We start from the raw sequence: 19,722 nt of genomic DNA, 5'->3' as shown, positions 1-19,722 counted from the left end.
CGGGGTCACGGCCGACAACCGACCGAAGGTCGGCTGCCTTGAAGGGGGACCCGACGATGCTGAACGAGACTCTGTCCGCGCCTCGGCGGACCGGAGAGGCGGATGCATCCGCCACGCCCGCCCAGGCTCCGGCGAAGCCTGCCCCCGAGAAGGCCACGCCGGCTCCCAAGCCTCAGGCAAGCGCCGTGCCGAAGGCCGCCCCCTCCCCCGAGCTCGTGGTGGCCTTGCGCGAGGACATCCGCGCCAAGCTGATCTACGCCCTCGGCAAGAGCGTCGAGGCCGCCCGCGAGCGCGACTGGTTCGCCGCCACGGCGCTGGCCCTGCGCGACCGGATCGTGGATGCCGCCCGCGGCGGCACCGGCGCCCAGGTTCCGGAGAAGCGGGTCTATTACCTCTCCCTCGAATTCCTCATCGGCCGCCTGCTCTCCGACGCCCTGAACAATCTCGGTCTGGTCGAGGCCACCCGCGCCGCCCTGCGCGACCTCGGCGTCGATCTCGGCGAGGTCGAGGAGGCGGAGCCGGACGCGGCGCTCGGCAATGGCGGCCTCGGGCGGCTCGCCGCCTGCTTCATGGAGAGCATGGCGAGCCTGTCGATCCCGGCCATGGGCTACGGCATCCGCTACGATCACGGCATCTTCCGGCAGTCGCTGGAAGACGGCTGGCAGCGCGAAGCGCCGGAGACCTGGCTCGCCGAGGGCAATCCCTGGGAATTCGCCCGCCCCGAGGCGACCTACACGATCGGCTTCGGCGGCCACGTCACCATGTCGGCCCATGGCGAGCACCATATCCGGCGCCATTGGCACCCGGCCGAGACCGTGAACGCGGTCGCCTACGACCTGCCCGTGGTCGGCTGGCGGGGCCGCCACGTGAACACCCTGCGTCTGTGGAAGGCGGAATCCGACGCCCCCGTCGAGCTCGCCCGTTTCAATGCGGGCGACCATATCGGCGCCGTGGCCGGCCGCGCCCGGGCGGAGGCGATCTCCCGCGTGCTCTATCCGAGCGATTCCTCGGCCGAGGGCCAGGAACTGCGCCTGCGCCAGGAATACTTCTTCACCTCGGCCTCGCTGCAGGATCTGCTGCGCCGGCACGTCGCCGAGCGCGGGTCGCTGCGCTCCCTGCCGGACCATGCCGCGATCCAGCTCAACGACACCCATCCCGCCATCGCGGTGCCCGAGCTGATGCGGCTCCTGATGGAGGAGCACGACTTCTCCTGGGAGGATGCCTGGCACATCACCACGAGTACCCTGAACTACACCAACCACACCCTGCTGCCCGAGGCGCTGGAGACCTGGCCCGTCGAGCTGATGGAGCGGCTGCTGCCGCGCCACATGCAGATCATCTACCTGATCAACTGGATCCACCTCGAGGAGCAGGCCAAGCTCGGCCGCAACGAGGCGGAGCATGTCGCCGCGGTCTCGCTGATCGACGAGTCCCACGGCCGCCGGGTGCGCATGGGACCCCTGGCCTTCCACGGCTCGCACCGGGTCAACGGCGTCTCGGCGCTGCACAGCGCGCTCCTGAAGACGACGGTGTTCAAGGACCTGCATGCGCTCGATCCGGAGCGCATCGTCAACAAGACCAACGGCATCACCTTCCGCCGCTGGCTGCACAACGCCAATCCCGAGCTGACGGCGCTCGCCGTCGAGACGGTGGGCGAGCGCGTGCTCGACGATCCGTCCGCCCTGCGGGGGCTGGAGGCGGTGGCCGAGGATCCCGAGTTCCGCACGCGCTACGCGGCCATGCGCAAGGCCCGCAAGAAGGAGCTCGCCCGCGTCATCGCCGAGCGCACGGGCATCGCGGTCGATCCGGCCGCCCTGTTCGACGTGCAGATCAAGCGCATCCACGAATACAAGCGCCAGCTCCTGAACATCATCGAGACGGTGGCGCTCTACCAGGCGATCAAGATGGCGCCGCTGAAGGACTGGACCCCGCGGGTCAAGATCTTCGCCGGCAAGGCCGCGCCGAGCTACGTCCAGGCCAAGCTGATCATCAAGCTCGCGAGCGACGTGGCCAAGGTCGTCAACGACGATCCGGACGTGGCCGGCCGGCTCAAGGTGGTGTTCCTGCCCAATTATTCGGTGAGCCTGGCGGAGAAGATCATCCCGGCGGCGGACCTGTCCGAGCAGATCTCGACGGCCGGCATGGAGGCCTCCGGCACCGGCAACATGAAGCTCGCCCTCAACGGCGCGCTGACCGTGGGTACGCTCGACGGCGCCAATATCGAGATCAAGGACCATGTCGGGGCGGAGAACATCTTCATCTTCGGCCTCGATGCGGCCGGCGTGCAGGCCCGCGCGGCCGAGCCGGGCTACATGACCCGGGCGATCGAGGGCTCGCCCCGCCTCGCCGCGGCGCTGGCGGCGGTCGAATCGGGCCTGTTCTCCCCCGACGATCCGGGGCGCTTCCGGCCCCTCATCGACGAGCTGCGCCACCGCGACCACTACCTGACCACGGTCGATTTCGACGATTACTGGCGGGTCCAGCGGGAGATCGACGCCGCCTGGAAGCGCCCGGCCACCTGGTGGCGCTCGGCCATCCTCAACACCGCCCGGATGGCCTGGTTCTCCTCCGACCGCTCCATGCGCGAATATGCCGAGGAGATCTGGAACGTGAAGGTCGACTGACGGGACGACGGGGATCGGGGGGCGGTCCGTTCCGCCGCCCTCCCCCGAGGCGAAGGCGCGCGCTCCTCGCGCAGAACGAAAAAGGCCGGCGTTGCGCCGGCCTTTCCCGTTTCAGGCTCCGTGAGCGGCGCTCACAGCACCCGCAGCATCGCCTCGGCGCCGGAGGCCTCGGCCTTGGAGGGGGTGTCCTCGATGTTGAGGATGCGCACCACGCCGTCCTCGACGAGCATGGCGTAACGCTGCGAACGCACGCCGAGGCCGAAGCCCGTGCCGTCCATCTCCAGGCCGATCGCCTTCACGAACTCGCCGTTGCCGTCGGCCAGGAACTCGATGCCGTCGGCCCCGCTCTGCTGCTGCCAGGCATTGAGCACGAAGATGTCGTTCACGGCGGTCACCGCGATCGCGTCGATGCCGCGGGCCAGGATCTCGTCGCGCTTGGCGACAAAGCCCGGCAGGTGGTTGCGGTGGCAGGCCGGGGTGAAGGCGCCGGGCACGCCGACGAGCACCACGCGGCGGCCCTTGAAGATGTCGTCCGTGGTCTTGGCCTGCGGGCCTTCGGGGCCGGTGACGCGGAAGGTCGCCTGCGGCAGGTGATCGCCAACCTGGATCGTCATGGAACTTCTCCTCCCTCGGGCCGTGCGAAAGCGGCAGTCCGGGTTCCGCGCCGGTCTAGCTGTGCCTCCCGCGCCTGTCGAGGCCGGGGCCTGCTTCGGCTGGGGGCCGGATCGGCGCCTTTGCGCGTGAAAGCGGCCATCCGCTTCTGGACAACCTCCGCGCCTGGATTAGCATGATGGCATGCAGGCGGGTCTTCTCACCGAACCGGGTTACCTCGACGGCCAGTTCCTGGTGGCGATGCCGGGGATGGGCGACGAGCGTTTCGCGCGCACGGTGATCTATCTCTGCGCGCATTCCGCCGACGGGGCGATGGGCATCATCGTCAACAAGCCGGTGGCGGATCTGAGCATGCCCGATCTGCTGATCCAGCTCGACATCGCCCCCGAGACCGACGCCATCCGCCTGCGCGAGCAGGTCGGCCACATGCCGGTGCTGATGGGCGGCCCGGTCGACGCCAAGCGCGGCTTCGTGCTGCACAGCGCCGACTTCCACATCGAGCAATCGACCCTCGTGATCGACGACGGCATCTGCCTGACCGCGACCGTCGAGATCCTGCGGGCCATCGCCGGGGGCGACGGGCCGGCCAGCGCCGTGCTGGCCCTGGGCTATGCCGGCTGGCAGGCGGGGCAACTGGAGCGGGAGATCATGGCCAATGGCTGGCTCAACTGCCCGGCCGATGCGGACCTGATCTTCAACGCCCGGCTCGAGGCCCGCTACGACGAGGCCCTGCGCCGCATCGGCATCGACCCCGTGATGCTCTCGGCCGAGGCCGGCCGCGCCTGAGCGGGCCCCGGCACCGGCCGGAAGGCCGTGGCGTGAGACGTCTTCCTACTGCTCGATGATGGTGGTCGGGCCCTGGTCCGCCGCATCCGGATTCAGGCCGTCCACCGCCGGCTTGCGGCGGGGGCGCGGCGTCGCGCTAGCGGTCGGGGTCGCGGTGTTGGCGCCGAGCCGCACCGCCAGCGCCAGGGCGCGGGCCTCCGTGAAGCGCAGGTGGCAGAAGCCGTGCGCGCCCTCGCGGGCATAGGTGCGGCAGACCTCCTCGCGGTCGGAGGAGAAGGCGGCCTGCTCCTGCACCACCGGCCGCAGGTCCGGGCCGCGCAGGCGCTGGCTCATGACCTTGTAATTGTCGCGCACCGCCTTGTCGGCGACGCCGCGGGCCGTGTCGAATTCCTGCGCCCGCGGCATCAGATTCGCGGCGCCCGGCCCCCACAGGCCCTTGGGCGTCACCGCGCAATCGGCGGCGGTGAAGGTGCAGAGATTGCCCGCCGTCGGCGTGACGAGCACGCCGCCTTCCAGCACGTCGAGGCGCAGGGGGCATTCCGGCGCGGCGAGCTCGTAGCGGGCCACGCCCTCCGGCTTGCCGGCGGCGGCCAGGGCGAGGGGCTTGCCGCTATTGAGCTTCACGCTGCAGCTCTCGGTCGGCTGCGAGACCTTGGTGCCGGCGAGCGTGACGAGGGCGGCGACCCCGGCGCCGGCCCGGTCGAGCTTCAGGGAACCGGCGAGCCCGTTCTCCAGCAGCTCCTGGCCGAACACGTTGTCCTCGGACGGCGCCTTCAGCACCACGGGCTGCCGGGGCGGCGCGGGGGTGGCCGGCCGCGCCTCGCCCTGCGGGGCGTCGCCGGGCGGGAGCGGTTCGCCCGGAAGCGGCGCGGGGGGCGCGGGCGGCGGCACGTTCTGGCGCGGCACCGGGGGCCTGGCCGCCCGGCCGATCCCGAACAGCTCCTCGAAGAAGTTCTGCGCGGCGGCCGGCCCGGCGGGCAGCAGGAGCGCCGGCATCAGCAGAAGGGCGCGGGCATGGGCCCGAAGCGTGCTTCCCGCATCTCGAAAAGAGCCGGGGCGGACGGCGCTCGGCCGGGGCGGGTTCGGCGACGGCATCAGGACGGCGGCACCTTGGCGGAAGAGCCTTCGGGGACGGGATCAGCAGGATCTAGCATGCCACCCGTGGCAGGGACGTGGCAGAGGCGCAACATTTCCCGGGCAGGGCCCGCGGAAGCGCCTCCGCATCCGTGGGAAAACCGCAAGCCCAGGGAACGGGATAGGTTGATCGCCCGGATGCGCGGCCGTTCGCCTTGCGGGTCTGCGGTGACCTTCTTATATGCGCGAAGGCACGGGATGAAGACCTGGGGCGGGCCGTTCCGGCCCCGGCTCCAAGCCCGACCCGTTCCCGCAATTTTTCTGATTGCACCGCCAGTAAAGCCTAGCCATGGGCCGAGCTGCTTCGGGGCTCGGCGGTCTGCTTGAACAGAACAACAGAGGGATCCCACCATGGGTAAAGTGATCGGTATCGACCTCGGCACCACCAATTCCTGCGTGGCCGTGATGGAAGGCACGCAGCCGAAGGTCATCGAGAATGCGGAAGGCGCCCGCACCACCCCGTCCATCGTCGCCTTCACCGACGACGGCGAGCGGCTCGTCGGCCAGCCCGCCAAGCGGCAGGCCGTGACGAATCCGGAGCGCACCTTCTTCGCCATCAAGCGTCTCATCGGCCGCACCTACGACGATCCGATGACGCAGAAGGACAAGGGCCTCGTGCCCTACAAGATCGTCAAGGGCGACAACGGCGACGCCTGGGTCGAGGCCGACGGCAAGCGCTACTCGCCCTCCCAGATCTCCGCCTTCACCCTGCAGAAGATGAAGGAGACCGCCGAGTCGCATCTCGGCCAGCCGGTGACGCAGGCCGTCATCACGGTCCCCGCCTACTTCAACGACGCCCAGCGCCAGGCCACCAAGGATGCCGGCAAGATCGCCGGTCTCGAGGTGCTGCGCATCATCAACGAGCCGACCGCGGCGGCGCTGGCCTACGGCCTCGACAAGAAGAAGTCCGGCACCATCGCGGTCTACGACCTCGGCGGCGGCACCTTCGACGTGTCGATCCTGGAGATCGGCGACGGCGTGTTCGAGGTGAAGTCGACCAACGGCGACACCTTCCTCGGCGGCGAGGACTTCGACAACCGCGTCGTCGAGTACCTGACGGCCGAGTTCAAGAAGGAGCAGGGCATCGACCTGACCAAGGACAAGCTCGCCCTCCAGCGCCTCAAGGAGGCCGCCGAGAAGGCCAAAATCGAGCTGTCCTCGGCCACCCAGACCGAGATCAACCTGCCCTACATCACCGCCGATGCCACGGGCCCGAAGCACCTCGCGCTGAAGCTCAGCCGCGCCAAGTTCGAGTCGCTCGTCGACGATCTGGTGCAGCGCACGATCGAGCCCTGCCGCAAGGCGCTCAAGGATGCCGGCGTCTCGGCCTCCGAGATCGACGAGGTCGTCCTCGTCGGCGGCCAGACCCGCATGCCCAAGGTGCAGGAGGTGGTGAAGTCCTTCTTCGGCAAGGAGCCCCACAAGGGCGTCAACCCGGACGAGGTCGTCGCCATCGGCGCCGCGGTCCAGGCCGGCGTGCTCCAGGGCGACGTGAAGGACGTGCTGCTCCTCGACGTGACCCCGCTGTCGCTGGGCATCGAGACGCTGGGCGGCGTGTTCACCCGGCTCATCGACCGCAACACCACGATCCCGACCAAAAAGTCCCAGACCTTCTCGACCGCCGAGGACAACCAGAACGCGGTCACGATCCGGGTCTTCCAGGGCGAGCGCGAGATGGCGGCCGACAACAAGCTGCTCGGCCAGTTCGACCTCGTCGGCATCCCGCCGGCGCCCCGCGGCATGCCGCAGATCGAGGTGACCTTCGACATCGACGCCAACGGCATCGTCAACGTGACGGCCAAGGACAAGGCGACGAACAAGGAGCACCAGATCCGCATCCAGGCCTCGGGCGGCCTCTCGGACGCCGATATCGACCGCATGGTCAAGGAGGCCGAGGCCAATGCCGAGGCCGACAAGAAGCGCCGCGAGCTGGTCGAGGCCAAGAACCAGGGTGAGAGCCTGATCCACACCACCGAGAAGTCGCTGGCCGAGCATGGCGACAAGGTCGGCGCGGCGGAGAAGGGCGCGATCGAATCGGCCATCGCCGCCCTGCGGACGGCCCTCGAGGCCACGGATGTCGAGGCGATCAAGGCCAAGACCAACGACCTGATGCAGGCTTCGATGAAGCTCGGCGAGGCGATGTACGCCGCCTCGCAGGCCGAGGGGGCTCCGGGGGCCGGCGGCGCCCAGGGTGCGGGCGCGGAGAAGAAGGACGACGTCATCGACGCCGACTTCCAGGAAGTCGACGACAACGACCAGAAGAAGCGCGCCTGATCCGTCGCGCGGAAGCCTCGGGGACCGGAAAATCCGGTCCCCGATCGCTTTCGCGCAATCGGAATCGCGTGACGACCCTTGATCCCCGGGCCTGCCTCGGGGATCAAGCATGACAGATCTCAGGAGGGCGCCCACGAGCGGGGCCGCCGTCCTGACGGGAAGATGCTCGATCCGCATCCCGTGCACGGCCGGCGGCTCGCCCACCCGTGCCGGAATGCCCAGAGGCCGTGAATGTCGAAGCGGGACTATTACGAGATCCTGGGCGTCGCCAAGACGGCGTCGGAAAGCGAACTGAAGGTCGCCTTCCGCAAGCTCGCCATGGTCCACCACCCGGACCGCAATCCTGGCGACAAGGAAGCCGAGATCAAGTTCAAGGAGATCAACGAGGCCTATCAGTGCCTCTCCGACGGCGAGAAGCGGGCGGCCTATGACCGCTTCGGCCACGCCGCCTTCAGCCAGGGCGGGGGCGGCCCCGGATTCGGCAACGAGTTCGGCGACTTCATGTCGGACATCTTCGAGAACTTCTTCGGCGACGGTCGCGGCGGCGGGGCGCGGGGCCGCGGCGGCGCGCCGGGCCGGGAGCGCGGGGCGGACCTGCGCTACAATCTCGAGATCAGCCTGGAGGAAGCCTTCACCGGCAAGACCGAGACGATCCGCATCCCCACCTCCATCGCCTGCGAGGCCTGCGCCGGGTCCGGCGCCAAGCCCGGCTCGAAGCCGCGCGCCTGCCCCACCTGCGGCGGCTACGGCCGCGTGCGGGCGGCGCAGGGCTTCTTCGCCATCGAGCGGACCTGCCCGAACTGCCACGGCCGCGGCGAGGTGATCGACGATCCCTGCCCCTCCTGCGCCGGTGCCGGCCGGGTCGAGCGCGAGCGCACCCTCTCGATCAACGTGCCGGCGGGCGTCGATGACGGCCTGCGCATCCGGCTCGCGGGCGAGGGCGAGAGCGGCCTGCGCGGCGGCCCGGCGGGCGATCTCTACGTCTTCCTCTCGATCAAGCCGCATCCCTTCTTCCAGCGGGACGGGGCGGACCTGTTCTGCCGCGTGCCGATCTCCATGGTGACGGCGGCGCTCTCGGGCGAGATCACCGTGCCGGTGATCGACGGCTCGCAGACGCAGGTGCGCATCCCCGCCGGCACGCAGACGGCCAAGCAGTTCCGCATCAAGGGCAAGGGCATGCCCGTGCTCCGCTCCCGCGACGTGGGTGACCTCTACATCCAGGTCTCGGTGGAGACGCCGCAGAACCTGACCAAGCGCCAGCGCGAATTGCTGCAGGAATTCGAGCGGGAGGCCTCGGAGGAGAACCACCCGGAAAGCGCGGGCTTCTTCTCGAAGGTGCGCGACTTCTTCGTCAGCGGGGCCTCGCGCGCCTGAGCGGTGCGGGGATCCGCGGCGCCGCTCGCGCGGTTGTGCTGTCGGCGCAGGCGATCTGCATCGGCCAAGCTTGACTGTTGCAAGGCTTTCGTCGTCTAGCCTTACCGTTCCACTGTGATCCGAGGGTCTTCGGTCTTGCCGCCGTTACGCCGATCCAGCGCCAAAGTCGTCGCCGCCACGCAAGATCTCCGTGTCCGGCGGGATCCGCTGGAGGATGAGGCCCGCTTCCTGCGCTCCTGGTTCGAGCGCCCGCTCGTCACCGGCGCGGTGACGCCGTCGGGCCGCATGCTCGCGCGCACCATGGCCTCCTATGTCGATCCGCGGGTGCCCGGCCCGGTGATCGAGCTCGGGCCCGGCACTGGCCCGGTGACGGAGGCGCTGATCCGCCGGGGCGTCGAGCCCGAGCGGCTCATCCTCGTCGAGTTCAATCCCGATTTCTGCGAGCTGCTGCGCCGCCGCTTCCCCGGTGTCACGGTGGTGCGGGGCGACGCCTACCGCATCCGCGATTCCCTCGGCAGCCTGCTCGCCGAGCCCTGCGCGGCGACGATCTCCAGCCTGCCGCTCTTCACCAAGCCCCTGGAGCAGCGCCTCGACCTGCTCCAGACGGCGCATGATGTGATGCACCCGAACGCGCCCTTCGTGCAGTTCACCTACGCCCTGGCGCCGCCGATCCCGGCCAAATGCGAGGCGGGCAGCTACACGGCGAGCCGCTCCAACAAGGTCTGGCTGAATCTGCCCCCGGCCCGGGTCTGGGTTTATCGCCGCCCCTGACAGGGATCTTCTGAACGTCGGTCTCAGTCGACGTTCATCCGGCGCGACCTACCTTCGGACATCTTCTGGTTGTCCCAGAGATCGATGAAAGGGAGGTCACTTACGATGACGACCAAGCCGATCACGCTGTGGCGCGGTGCTGTCCTTGCGGCGGCGATCGCGACGGGCGGGCTCTTCGCGGCCCCCGCCATGGCCGCGCCCCTCGCCCCCGCCCCGGCCGGGGCGATCGCCGAGAATCCGGGCGTCTCGACCGTCCAGTACGGCTGGCACCGCCACCATCATCACCATCATCACGGCTGGGGCCATCACCGCCGCCATTGGGGCCACCACCACGGCTGGGGCCACCGCCATTGGGGCCATCGCCACCACCATCACCATGGCTGGGGCCACCACCGCCGCCACTGGTACTGAGGCAGACTCATTCCGCCGGAGCCGTCCCCGCCCAACGGGGGCGGCTTTTCGCGTCCGGGCGTCGCCTGTTTTTGACAGGGGGCGCCGACGCGTCTACGGGCGGCACCCGATCCGGGCCGGTTTGGCCCCGCGGAGCCGTTCCATGACCCTCGACACCGAGGTCGCCTCCCTCAGACAGGTGCCGCTCTTCCGCGAGGTCGAGCCCGCCCGCCTCAAGCTCCTCGCCTTCACGAGCGAGCGCGTGCATTTCGAGGCGGCCCAGCCGGTCTTCGCCCAGGGCGACGCCTCGGATTGCGCCTATGTCATTCTGGAGGGCTCGGCCTCGGTCTCGATCGACGGGCCGCAGGGGCCGGTGCGCCTCGCCCTGCTCTCGGCCAATGCCCTGGTCGGCGAGATGGGCATCCTGGCCGAGCAGCCGCGCTCGGCGGGGGTGACGGCGGAGGAGCCGATGACGGCGCTGCGCATCGACCGGGCGGTCTTCCTGGAGCTGCTCGCGCAATTCCCGCAGATCGCCATCGCCGTGATGCGCGACCTCGCCCAGCGCCTCGAGCACACCAACCGCCAGCTCGCGCGCCTGAGCCCGCGGGACTGACCCGCCGACGCGCTCAGCGGTATTTCCAGCCCCACGGCCCGTAGATCGGGTAGCCCCGGCGATAGGCCTCGTACTCCGCGCCCGGATCGTGGCGGCGATAGCCGTTGCGATAGGCGTAGGGGCTCGGCTCGATATAGCTCGGGTTCTGCAGTTCCTGGCGCAGGGCGCCGTCGCCCTCCCCCGAGCTGCCGCCGGCGCTGCCGAAGGCCAGGGCCGGCCCCGTGCCGGCCAGGGTGAGGAGCGCGGCGCCGGCCGCCGCGCTCAGGATCGTCCGTCCCATGGAAAGCTCTCCGACAGTCTTGCCCCGACAACACGGACGCCGCGCGCCCGGTTGCAGCGGCCGGGCGCTCACGCCGTCGGGTAGGTGATGAACTCCATCAGCGAGCCGTCCGGATCGCGGAAATAGACGCTGATCCCCTTTCCCGCGGCGCCGTTGCGCTCCACCGGCCCGAGCTCCACCGGGACGCCGTGGCGGGCGAGATGGTCCATGGCCTCCTCCACGGTGCCCGACCAGCGGAAGCAGAGGTCGCTGCCCCCCGGCGCGACGGGTTTCGCCGCCAGGGGATCCCCGATCTGGCCCGGCCCGTGGACGTTGAGCTGCACGCCGCCGAAGCGGAACACCACGCCCTTCCGGAACGGGATCACCTCGGCGCCCATGACGTCGCGGTAGAAGGCGGTCGCGCGCGCCCAGTCGGAGACGTGGATCACGCAATGGTCGAGATGGATCGCCGGGCTGAGGCGGAGCGTCTCGGCGCCGCCCGCATCCTCCGGCAGGGTTTCGGTCTCCGGCATCGCGCTTCGGCAAGGCTCCCTGCGGGGTTGGGCCGGTGTGGCCTGCCCGAGATAGGTCGCCGCGCCCGGGCGGCGAGGCGGCGCTTCCTCGGCCGTTGCGTCCTGGAGGACACACAACCGGGCGTCGCCCGAGGCTACTCAGGGGCGGCGCCGGTCTCCGAATCGGCGCGTGCCCCTCGCGGAGAACCGCATGCTCGCCCGCCGGACCCTTCTCGTTCTCGCTGCCCTGGCACCGCTCGCGGCCTGCCAGTCGCGCGGGCCCGTGAACGTCGCCGCGGATGACGAGGCCGCCTGGTATGTCGGCAGCATGCCCGACAAGCCCTACGACGTGCCCCTCGTCGACACGTCGCGCCTCGACCCGAAATACCGCCGCCAGGTCGTGCGCTACACGGGGCCGGAGAAGCCTGGCACCATCGTGGTCGACATCGATGCCCGTCAGCTCGCCCTGGTGCAGGAGGACGGCACGGCGGTGCAGTACGGCGTCGGCGTGGGCAAGCTCGGCTTCTCCTGGAAGGGCGAGGCCCGGGTCGGCCGCAAGGGCGTCTGGCCCGATTGGCACCCGACCACCACCATGGTCTCCCTGAACCCGGGCATCGACCGCGCCCGCAAGGGCGGCATCGACAACCCCCTCGGCGCCCGCGCGCTCTACCTCTACCAGGGCAACCGGGACATCCTGTTCCGCATCCACGGCACCAACGAGCCCTGGAGCATCGGCGAGCAGATGTCCTCGGGCTGCGTGCGCATGCTCAACGAGGACATCGTCGACCTCTATGAGCGCGTCCCCGTGGGCACCCGCGTGTTGATCAAGCGCAACGGCAAGTACCGGGCCTGAGACCCCCACGCGCGGTCGGAGGTCCGGCCGGCCCGGGATCCCGCGCGTCGGGGCGTGATCCCCCTCAGACCAGCCGGCTCTGGACCACCGCCGCGGCGATGAAGCTCTTGAAGAGCGGGTGCGGCTCGAAGGGGCGCGACTTCAGCTCCGGGTGGAACTGCACGCCGATGAACCAGGGATGGTTCTCGTGCTCCACCGTCTCCGGCAGGAGCCCGTCCGGCGAGGTGCCGGAGAAGCGCAGACCCTTGGCCTCCAGGCATTCGCGATAGGCCATGTTGACCTCGTAGCGGTGGCGGTGCCGCTCGGAGATCTCGGTGCCGCCGTAGATCTGGGCGATCTTCGTGCCCTCCTTGAGGCTCGCGCGGTAGGCGCCGAGCCGCATGGTGCCGCCGAGATCGCCCTCCGCCGCGCGCCGCTCCAGCTCGTTGCCCTTCATCCACTCGGTGAGCAGGCCGACCACCGGCTCCGGCGTGTCGCCGAATTCGGTGGAATTGGCCGCCTCGATCCCGGCCAGCGAGCGCGCCGCCTCGATCACCGCCATCTGCATGCCGAAGCAGATGCCGAAATAGGGGATGTTGCGCTCGCGGGCGTAGCGAGCCGCCCGGATCTTGCCCTCGGCGCCGCGCTGGCCGAAGCCGCCGGGCACGAGGATGCCGTGCAGGCCCTCGAGGAACGGGGCCGGGTCCTCGCGCTCGAACACCTCGGACTCGATCCATTCGAGCTTGACGCGCACGTTGTTGGCGATGCCGCCATGGGTCAGCGCCTCGGTGAGCGACTTGTAGGCGTCCTTCAGCCCCGTGTACTTGCCGACGATGGCGATGGTGACCTCGCCCTCGGGGTTCTTCACCCGCTCGGAGATGGTCCGCCAGCGGCCGAGCTCCGGCTCCGCATTGGGGGCCAGGCCGAAATGGTCGAGCACCTCGCGGTCGAGCCCCGCCTCCCGGTAGGAGAGCGGCACGTCGTAGATCGAGGCGACGTCCAGGGCCTCGATCACCGCGCTCTCGCGCACGTTGCAGAACAGGCCGAGCTTGCGCCGCTCGTCGGCCGGGATCGGCCGGTCGCAGCGGCAGAGCAGGAGGTCGGGCTGGATGCCGATGGAGCGCAGCTCCTTCACGGAGTGCTGGGTCGGCTTGGTCTTCAGTTCGCCCGCGGAGGGGATGTAGGGCAGCAGCGTCAGGTGCAGGTAGGCGCAGGTGCCCCGCGGGCTCTCCTGGCCGATCTGGCGGATCGCCTCGAAGAAGGGCAGGCCCTCGATATCGCCCACCGTGCCGCCGATCTCGACCAGCACGAAGTCGAAGCCCTCGTTGCCGTCGAGCACGAAGGCCTTGATGGCGTTGGTGACGTGCGGGATCACCTGGATGGTGGCGCCGAGATAATCGCCGCGCCGCTCCTTGGTGATGATGTCCTGGTAGATCCGGCCGGTGGTGATGTTGTCGGACTTGCTCGCCGGCACGCCGGTGAAGCGCTCGTAATGGCCGAGGTCGAGGTCGGTCTCCGCGCCGTCGTCGGTGACGAAGACCTCGCCGTGCTGGGTCGGGCTCATCGTGCCCGGATCGACGTTCAGATAGGGGTCGAGCTTGCGCAGGCGGACCTTGTAGCCCCGGGCCTGCAGGAGGGCGGCCAGCGCCGCCGCAGCCAGGCCCTTGCCCAGCGAGGAAACCACGCCGCCGGTGATGAAGACGTACCGCGTCATGGGCCTTCGTCCATAAAGGGGGTTGAGCGATTCGACAAACCGCGAAGGCCCCCGCGTCGCGAGCGGCGATGCGGGGCCAAGCCGCGGGGCTGTCTCAAGGTTTCGGGGCCGGTCCGCACCGGCATGCGCCGGGCGCAGAGGGCCCCCTAAGGGACCGGCGGCCGGAAAGCCGGTCGCCGGGATCGGCGTGCGGGATCAGCGCGACTGCGGCGCGTCGGGCACGGCCGGTGTCGCCGGGGCCGGGGCGCTCTGCGGCGGGGCCGCGGGCGCCTGCGGGGCCGGGTTCGCCGGGGCGCCCTCGCCGCCGCCCTGCTTGCGCAGGGTGTCGAGGAGCGAATTGGCGTCCTGGGGCTGCTGCGGGGCGGGCTGCGTCGTGCCGGCGCCGTCGAGGATCGAGCGCGGCTGGCCGCTGCGATGGGCCAGGATCGCCAGCGTGATGCTGGTGGTGAAGAACAGGGCGGCGAGGATGGCCGTGGCGCGGGTGAGCGCGTTGGCCTGGCCGCGGCCGGTCATGAAGCCCGAGACGCCGCTGCCGCCACCGCCGAGGCCGAGGCCGCCCTCGGAGCGCTGAAGCAGCACGACGGCGATCAGCGCCAGCACGATGATCAGGTGGACGACGATCAGGACGGTCTGCATCGGTGATCCGGGCGGCCGCTCCGCGGGGGCGCGGCCTTGGCCTTCGAGAAACGCGTGAGGCGGCAGATGCTCGCGAACATCCACCGCACGATGGGCGGGCTCCTACAGCAAATGGGGGCCTACGCCAACCGGCGCCAGTGCGCGGCCGGCGCGCACGCCGCGCCGCCGGTTCCCGGGGCCTGCCGATCGCGGGTCCCGCCCCGGGCACGCAGCCGTGATCGCGTCTCGTGCCTGCGTGCCGGGCACGCAACGCCGCCCCGCGGCGTTGGTTCGGCGCGGGGCAACCGGAGGCAACGCCCATGAGTGCCGTGATCTCACAGGAAAAGTTCGAGGAGGGCCGCGCCGCCAAGGCGGCGGGCCTGACCTATCAGGACGATCCCTACCGCGCCGGGTCGCAGGACAGCGCGGACTGGCTGGCCGGCTTCACCGCCGACGAGCCCGAACCCAGCGCCCTCGGCCCCGGCACGAACGGCGCGGGCTTCACCGCCGTGGTCTGATTCTTTCGCGAGGCCCGGCGCGGCGTCGGGACGATCGTTGCGGTTCGAGCCGGGCTCTCCTCGCCTTGGGGCGAGGGGGGCTGCGGGTCGCGCGGTGGCGGGGGCGGCACGGCACTTGGGCCGGGGATCCCGGCGCCGCCCCTTCCGTCCGCTTCGCGGGCCCCCTCCCCCGTGGGGAGGAAAGGCGGCGAACGACCCGCTCTGCCTCGGAAACCCTCAGCCCTCACGCATAGGCGTTGCAGATCCCCAGGAAATCCTCGGCGACGAGGCTCGCGCCGCCCACCAGGGCGCCGTCGACATTGGCCACCGCCATCAGCTCGCGGGCGTTGGAGGGCTTCACCGAGCCGCCGTAGAGGATGCGCATCTTGTGCGCCTCGGCTCCCACCATCTTGTCGAGCATCTCGCGCAACGAGGCGTGGACCTCGGCGATCTCGCTCGGGGTCGGGGTGCGGCCGGAGCCGATCGCCCAGACCGGCTCGTAGGCGATCACCGTATCCGCGGCGGTGGCGCCCTTCGGGATGCCGATGGCGAGCTGCGCCCGCACGATGTCGAGCGCCCGGCCCTGCTGGCGCTCCTCCATGGTCTCGCCGACGCAGATGATGCCGCACAGGCCGGCCCGGCGGGCGGCGAGCGCCTTGGCATGCACGCCGTCATCGGTCTCGTAATGATAGGCGCGCCGCTCGGAATGGCCGACGATGACGTAGCGCGCCCCGAGATCGGCCAGCATCTCCGCCGAGATCGAGCCGGTGAAGGCGCCGCTCGGCTTGGCATGCAGGTTCTGGCCGCCGATGGCGATGGGCGAGCCGTAGGCGGCGGCGACGCAGGAGGCGATCAGGGTCGAGGGCGGGCAGATCAGCACGTCGATCCGGTCGAGCAGCGCCGGGGACAGGCCCTCGCGCAGGGCTTCCACCGTCGCGACCGAGGAACGCAGGCCGTTCATCTTCCAGTTGCCGGCTACCAGCGGACGCCGTCCCTCGCTCGCCATCGTGTTTCCGTCTCCCGGACCTGCTGTTTTTGCCCGGCCGAGGTAACAGAGCGAGCTTGGGCGCGCAAACGCTCCTCCTGGCCGGAGGGCCAGCCCGTGCAGACACTTGGGCCCTAATCGTCAGTCGCCGGGGCGGAGCGGGGCGGCAGGCTTTCCGCGGCAGGCCGGATGGTCTATCGCGGGTCGCAAAAGACGACGCCCTCGGCGCGCCCACGGTGCGCGAGGGCTCGCGAGAGGCAACGAACCGGGCCCCCGATGCTCCAATCCATGCGCACCGCCAGCCAGCACTGGCTCGGCAAGATCGTGCTCACCGTGATCTTCACGTTCCTCATCGCGGGCGTGGCGATCTTCGGCGTGGAGGAGTTCTTCCGCGGCGGCTCCAGCACGGCGGTGGCCACCGTCGGCAAGACGCCGATCTCGGCCGAGGCCGTGCGCACCGCCTATCAGCAGCAGGTCAACCGCTATCAGCAGCAGCTCAAGCGCGCGCTGACCCCCGACCAGGCCCGGGCGCTCGGCATCGAGCGGCAGGTGCTCACCCAGCTCATCACGGAGGCCGCCCTCGACCAGAAGACCTCCGATCTCGGCCTCGCGGTGTCGGATGCGGCGGTGCTGCGGGCGATCAAGGAGGAGCAGGCCTTCAAGGGCGCCAACGGCGAGTTCGACGCCCTGACCTTCTACCAGGCGCTGCAGCGGGCCGGCATCAACGAGGCGATGTTCGTGCGCGAGCAGCGCGCGGTCGGCGCCCGCCTCCAGCTCGCCGACGCGGTGGTGGCGGAGATGCCCGTGCCCCAGGCCCTGCGCGAGGCGGTGCACCGCTACTCGACCGAGCGCCGCGCCGCCGCCGTGCTGGTGCTGCCGCCCTCCGCCGCCGGCGAGATCCCCGCCCCCTCCGAGGACGAGGTCAAGAGCTACTACGAGGGCGCCAAGGCCGATTACCGCGCCCCCGAGACCCGGGCGCTGACCCTGCTCGTGCTCGATCCCGATGCCCTGGCCAAGACCAAGGCGGAGGCGATCACCGACGAGGAGCTGCGCAAGGCCTACGACGCGAACCGCACCCGCTACGGCAGCCCGGAGCGCCGCACGATCCAGCAGATCACCTTCCCGGACGAGGCCGCCGCCCAGGAGGCGCGGCGCAAGATCGAGAGCGGTGAGCAGCCCTTCGAGGCGGTGGCCGGCGCCCGCGGCATCGACCCGAAGGAGCTGACGCTCGGCACCATGACCAAGGCCGAGCTGTTCGACCCGGCCGTCGCCGAGGCCGCCTTCGCCCTGCCGGAGAACGCGGTGAGCCAGCCGGTGAAGGGCCGCTTCGGCACCGTGCTGCTGCGCGTCACCGCGATCCAGCCCGAGACGGTGAAGCCCTTCGAGGAGACCAAGGACGAGATCCGCAAGACGCTCGCCCTGCAGCGCGCCCGCGACAGCGTCGAGACCGTGCACGACGCGATCGAGGATGCCCGGGCCGGCGCCAAGTCGCTCGCCGACATCGCCAAGGAGCAGACCCTCCCCCTCGTCGAGATCCCCGCGGTCGACGCCACGGGCAAGGATCCGTCCGGCACGGCGGTCGAGGGCATCCCGGACAAGGACACCACCCTGCAGGCGGCCTTCCGCTCCGAGATGGGCAGCGACAGCGAGGCCCTGCGCACCAAGAACGGCGGCTACGTCTGGTACGACGTCGCCAAGATCGAGCCGGCCCACGACAAGCCCCTCGACGCGGTGCGCGACGAGGTGGTCGCGGCCTGGAAGGCGGCGGAGGTGACCAAGCGCCTCGCGGCCAAGGGCCGGGAGCTGACCGAGCGGCTCGACAAGGGCGAGACCATCGAGGCCGTGGCCGAGGGCACCGGCGCGCAGCCCAAGACCGTCACCGACCTCGCCCGCAACCAGCCGCGGGACGAGCTCGGCAACGACGTGATCGAGCGCATCTTCGCCACCCCCGTGGGCAAGGCCGCCTCCGCCCCCTCCGGCGACAACCGCGCCGTGTTCAAGGTGAGCGCGGCGACGGTGCCGGCCTTCACGGCGGGCTCGCCCTCCGACGGGCAGGTCACCAAGAACTTCCGCACCGCCCTGCAGGACGACGTGCTCAACGAGTACATCGCCGCCGTTCAGAAGAGCGCCGGCGTCAACGTGAACCAGACCGCCCTGCGCCGCGCGCTCGGCGGCGAATACTGACCCGGGACCGATGCGCGAGCCGGATTTCGACGCCTTCGCCGGCGCCTACGCGGATGGCCGGGCGAGCCTCCTCAGCCTCACCCTGGTCGCGGACCTGGAGACGCCGGTCGCCGCCTTCCTCAAGCTGAAGGCGGGCCATGCCGGGCCGGCCTTCCTGCTCGAATCCGTCGAGGGCGGGGCCGTGCGCGGCCGCTACTCGATGATCGGCCTCGATCCCGACCTCGTCTGGCGCTGCCGGGACGGCCAGCCGGAGATCGCCCGCGATCCCGGCCTGTCCGATTTCGTGCCCGACGCGCGGGCGCCGCTCGAGTCCCTGCGGGCGCTGATCGCCGAGAGCGCGGTCGGCGCGGAGGGCGCCGCCGCCGACCTGCCGCCCATGGCCGCGGGCCTGTTCGGCTATCTCGGCTACGACATGGTCCGGGCCATGGAGCGCCTGGGGGCGCCGAACCCGGATCCCCTCGGCGTGCCGGACGCGATCCTGGTGCGGCCCCGGGTGATGGTGGTGTTCGACGCGGTGGCGGATGTGCTCACCGTGGTCACGCCGGTCCGCCCGATGGAGGGTGTCTCCGCCAGAGCCGCCTACGAGGCGGCTTCGGAGCGCCTGGAGAAAGCCTCCGAGGCGCTGGAGGGGCCGTTGCCGATCGAGGCGCGGATCGAGGCCAGCGGCCTGACCATGCCGGCGCCGGTCTCGAACACCGATCCGGCGGCCTTCCTCGACATGGTCGCGCGGGCAAAAGAGTATATCGTCGCGGGGGATATCTTCCAGGTCGTGCTGTCCCAGCGCTTCGAGGCGCCCTTCCCGCTGCCCGCCCTCGCGCTCTACCGCTCCCTCCGGCGGACCAATCCGGCCCCCTTCCTCTGCTACCTCGACTTCGAAGCCTTCCAGCTCGTCTGCTCCTCCCCCGAAATCCTCGTCCGCGTCCGCGACGGCAAGGTCACGATCCGTCCGATCGCCGGGACGCGCCGCCGCGGCGCCACGCCGGCCGAGGACCGGGCGCTGGCCGACGAGCTGCTCGCCGATCCGAAGGAGCGCTCCGAGCACCTGATGCTGCTCGATCTCGGCCGCAACGATGTCGGCCGCGTCTCGCGGATCGGCAGCGTGCGCGTCACGGATTCCTTCTTCCTCGAATACTATTCCCAGGTCATGCACATCGTCTCGAACGTCGAGGGCGATCTGGATCCGGCCCAGGACAACCTTTCGGCGCTTGCCGCCGGCTTTCCCGCGGGCACCGTCTCCGGCGCGCCGAAGGTGCGGGCCATGGAGATCATCGACGAGCTGGAGCGCGAGAAGCGCGGCCCCTATGGCGGCTGCATCGGCTATTTCGGCGCCCGGGGTGAGATGGACACCTGCATCGTGCTGCGCACGGCCCTGGTGAAGGATGGCCGCATGCATGTGCAGGCGGGTGCCGGCATCGTCTACGATTCCGATCCGCATTCCGAGCAGCAGGAATGCGTGAACAAGGCCAAGGCCCTGTTCCGCGCGGCCGAGGACGCGGTGCAGTTCGCGAGCCGGGCGAAGCGGGGGCAGTAGCGCGCTCCGTCCTCG

Annotated in this window: 18 protein-coding genes; 11 read left to right on the top strand and 7 right to left on the bottom strand. The window is 70.5% G+C overall.

Going from position 1 to position 19,722, the window contains the following annotated elements; genetic code table 11:
* The first annotated feature begins 56 nt into the window (after positions 1-56).
* Positions 57-2,624: a glycogen/starch/alpha-glucan phosphorylase gene (locus MMB17_RS15840; protein ID WP_241099491.1), complete on the top strand. Its 2,568-nt coding sequence runs from the start codon at positions 57-59 to the stop codon at positions 2,622-2,624.
* Between the two features lie 131 nt (positions 2,625-2,755).
* Here the strand turns inward: MMB17_RS15840 and MMB17_RS15835 are convergent, their stop codons facing one another.
* Entirely contained in the window at positions 2,756-3,238 is a 483-nt protein-coding gene (locus tag MMB17_RS15835; RefSeq protein WP_238312816.1) for a peroxiredoxin, read from the bottom strand.
* Positions 3,239-3,419: 181 nt separating this feature from the next.
* On the opposite strand from MMB17_RS15835, the gene MMB17_RS15830 reads away from it, so the two are divergent.
* Entirely contained in the window at positions 3,420-4,022 is a 603-nt protein-coding gene (locus MMB17_RS15830) for a YqgE/AlgH family protein (RefSeq protein WP_238312818.1), read from the top strand.
* A 45-nt stretch (positions 4,023-4,067) separates the two neighbouring features.
* On the opposite strand, the gene MMB17_RS15825 is transcribed toward MMB17_RS15830, so the two are convergent.
* Complete coding sequence (locus MMB17_RS15825) at positions 4,068-5,018, bottom strand: hypothetical protein (protein ID WP_241099489.1); 951 nt, start codon at positions 5,016-5,018, stop codon at positions 4,068-4,070.
* 489 nt (positions 5,019-5,507) lie between these two features.
* Here MMB17_RS15825 and dnaK point away from each other — a divergent pair, with 489 nt between their 5' ends.
* The 5 genes from dnaK (at position 5,508) to MMB17_RS15800 (ending at position 10,578) form a co-directional block, all read left to right on the top strand.
* Entirely contained in the window at positions 5,508-7,430 is a 1,923-nt protein-coding gene (gene dnaK / locus MMB17_RS15820; protein ID WP_241099487.1) for a molecular chaperone DnaK, read from the top strand.
* A gap of 231 nt (positions 7,431-7,661) precedes the next feature.
* Positions 7,662-8,804, top strand: a complete 1,143-nt coding sequence (gene dnaJ / locus MMB17_RS15815; RefSeq protein WP_241099485.1) for a molecular chaperone DnaJ — start codon at positions 7,662-7,664, stop codon at positions 8,802-8,804.
* A gap of 135 nt (positions 8,805-8,939) precedes the next feature.
* A complete protein-coding gene (locus MMB17_RS15810; protein WP_238312825.1) occupies positions 8,940-9,575 on the top strand; it encodes a class I SAM-dependent methyltransferase in 636 nt (211 codons plus the stop codon).
* 105 nt (positions 9,576-9,680) lie between these two features.
* Positions 9,681-9,986 (top strand): hypothetical protein, encoded by a 306-nt coding sequence (locus MMB17_RS15805; protein WP_238312827.1) that lies wholly within the window; start codon positions 9,681-9,683, stop codon positions 9,984-9,986.
* A 142-nt stretch (positions 9,987-10,128) separates the two neighbouring features.
* A complete protein-coding gene (locus tag MMB17_RS15800; protein ID WP_238312828.1) occupies positions 10,129-10,578 on the top strand; it encodes a Crp/Fnr family transcriptional regulator in 450 nt (149 codons plus the stop codon).
* Between the two features lie 13 nt (positions 10,579-10,591).
* On the opposite strand, the gene MMB17_RS15795 is transcribed toward MMB17_RS15800, so the two are convergent.
* Together MMB17_RS15795 and MMB17_RS15790 are read right to left on the bottom strand one after the other, a co-directional pair.
* The gene (locus MMB17_RS15795) at positions 10,592-10,858 is read right to left on the bottom strand and encodes a hypothetical protein (RefSeq protein ID WP_241099484.1); all 267 of its coding nucleotides are present in this window, start codon (positions 10,856-10,858) and stop codon (positions 10,592-10,594) included.
* A gap of 68 nt (positions 10,859-10,926) precedes the next feature.
* Entirely contained in the window at positions 10,927-11,370 is a 444-nt protein-coding gene (locus tag MMB17_RS15790) for a VOC family protein (RefSeq protein WP_241099482.1), read from the bottom strand.
* Between the two features lie 190 nt (positions 11,371-11,560).
* On the opposite strand from MMB17_RS15790, the gene MMB17_RS15785 reads away from it, so the two are divergent.
* On the top strand, positions 11,561-12,202 hold the full coding sequence (locus tag MMB17_RS15785; protein ID WP_238312835.1) for a L,D-transpeptidase: 642 nt from the start codon (positions 11,561-11,563) through the stop codon (positions 12,200-12,202).
* Positions 12,203-12,266: 64 nt separating this feature from the next.
* On the opposite strand, the gene MMB17_RS15780 is transcribed toward MMB17_RS15785, so the two are convergent.
* Complete coding sequence (locus MMB17_RS15780; protein WP_238312836.1) at positions 12,267-13,895, bottom strand: CTP synthase; 1,629 nt, start codon at positions 13,893-13,895, stop codon at positions 12,267-12,269.
* A gap of 195 nt (positions 13,896-14,090) precedes the next feature.
* Positions 14,091-14,531 (bottom strand): preprotein translocase subunit SecG, encoded by a 441-nt coding sequence (gene secG, locus MMB17_RS15775; protein ID WP_241099480.1) that lies wholly within the window; start codon positions 14,529-14,531, stop codon positions 14,091-14,093.
* Positions 14,532-14,830: 299 nt separating this feature from the next.
* On the opposite strand from secG, the gene MMB17_RS15770 reads away from it, so the two are divergent.
* Positions 14,831-15,028 (top strand): hypothetical protein, encoded by a 198-nt coding sequence (locus MMB17_RS15770; RefSeq protein ID WP_238312841.1) that lies wholly within the window; start codon positions 14,831-14,833, stop codon positions 15,026-15,028.
* A gap of 223 nt (positions 15,029-15,251) precedes the next feature.
* On the opposite strand, the gene tpiA is transcribed toward MMB17_RS15770, so the two are convergent.
* Positions 15,252-16,013: a triose-phosphate isomerase gene (gene tpiA, locus MMB17_RS15765; protein ID WP_241099478.1), complete on the bottom strand. Its 762-nt coding sequence runs from the start codon at positions 16,011-16,013 to the stop codon at positions 15,252-15,254.
* Between the two features lie 255 nt (positions 16,014-16,268).
* Here tpiA and MMB17_RS15760 point away from each other — a divergent pair, with 255 nt between their 5' ends.
* The gene (locus tag MMB17_RS15760; protein ID WP_241099477.1) at positions 16,269-18,176 is read left to right on the top strand and encodes a peptidylprolyl isomerase; all 1,908 of its coding nucleotides are present in this window, start codon (positions 16,269-16,271) and stop codon (positions 18,174-18,176) included.
* A gap of 10 nt (positions 18,177-18,186) precedes the next feature.
* Complete coding sequence (gene trpE / locus MMB17_RS15755; RefSeq protein ID WP_238312846.1) at positions 18,187-19,707, top strand: anthranilate synthase component I; 1,521 nt, start codon at positions 18,187-18,189, stop codon at positions 19,705-19,707.
* Positions 19,708-19,722 lie beyond the last annotated feature (15 nt).

Source organism: Methylobacterium organophilum (assembly GCF_022533465.1).
Taxonomy (GTDB): domain Bacteria; phylum Pseudomonadota; class Alphaproteobacteria; order Rhizobiales; family Beijerinckiaceae; genus Methylobacterium; species Methylobacterium organophilum.
Note: the sequence above shows the minus strand (reverse complement) of the source record. Positions and strands in the feature narration are given on the sequence as shown.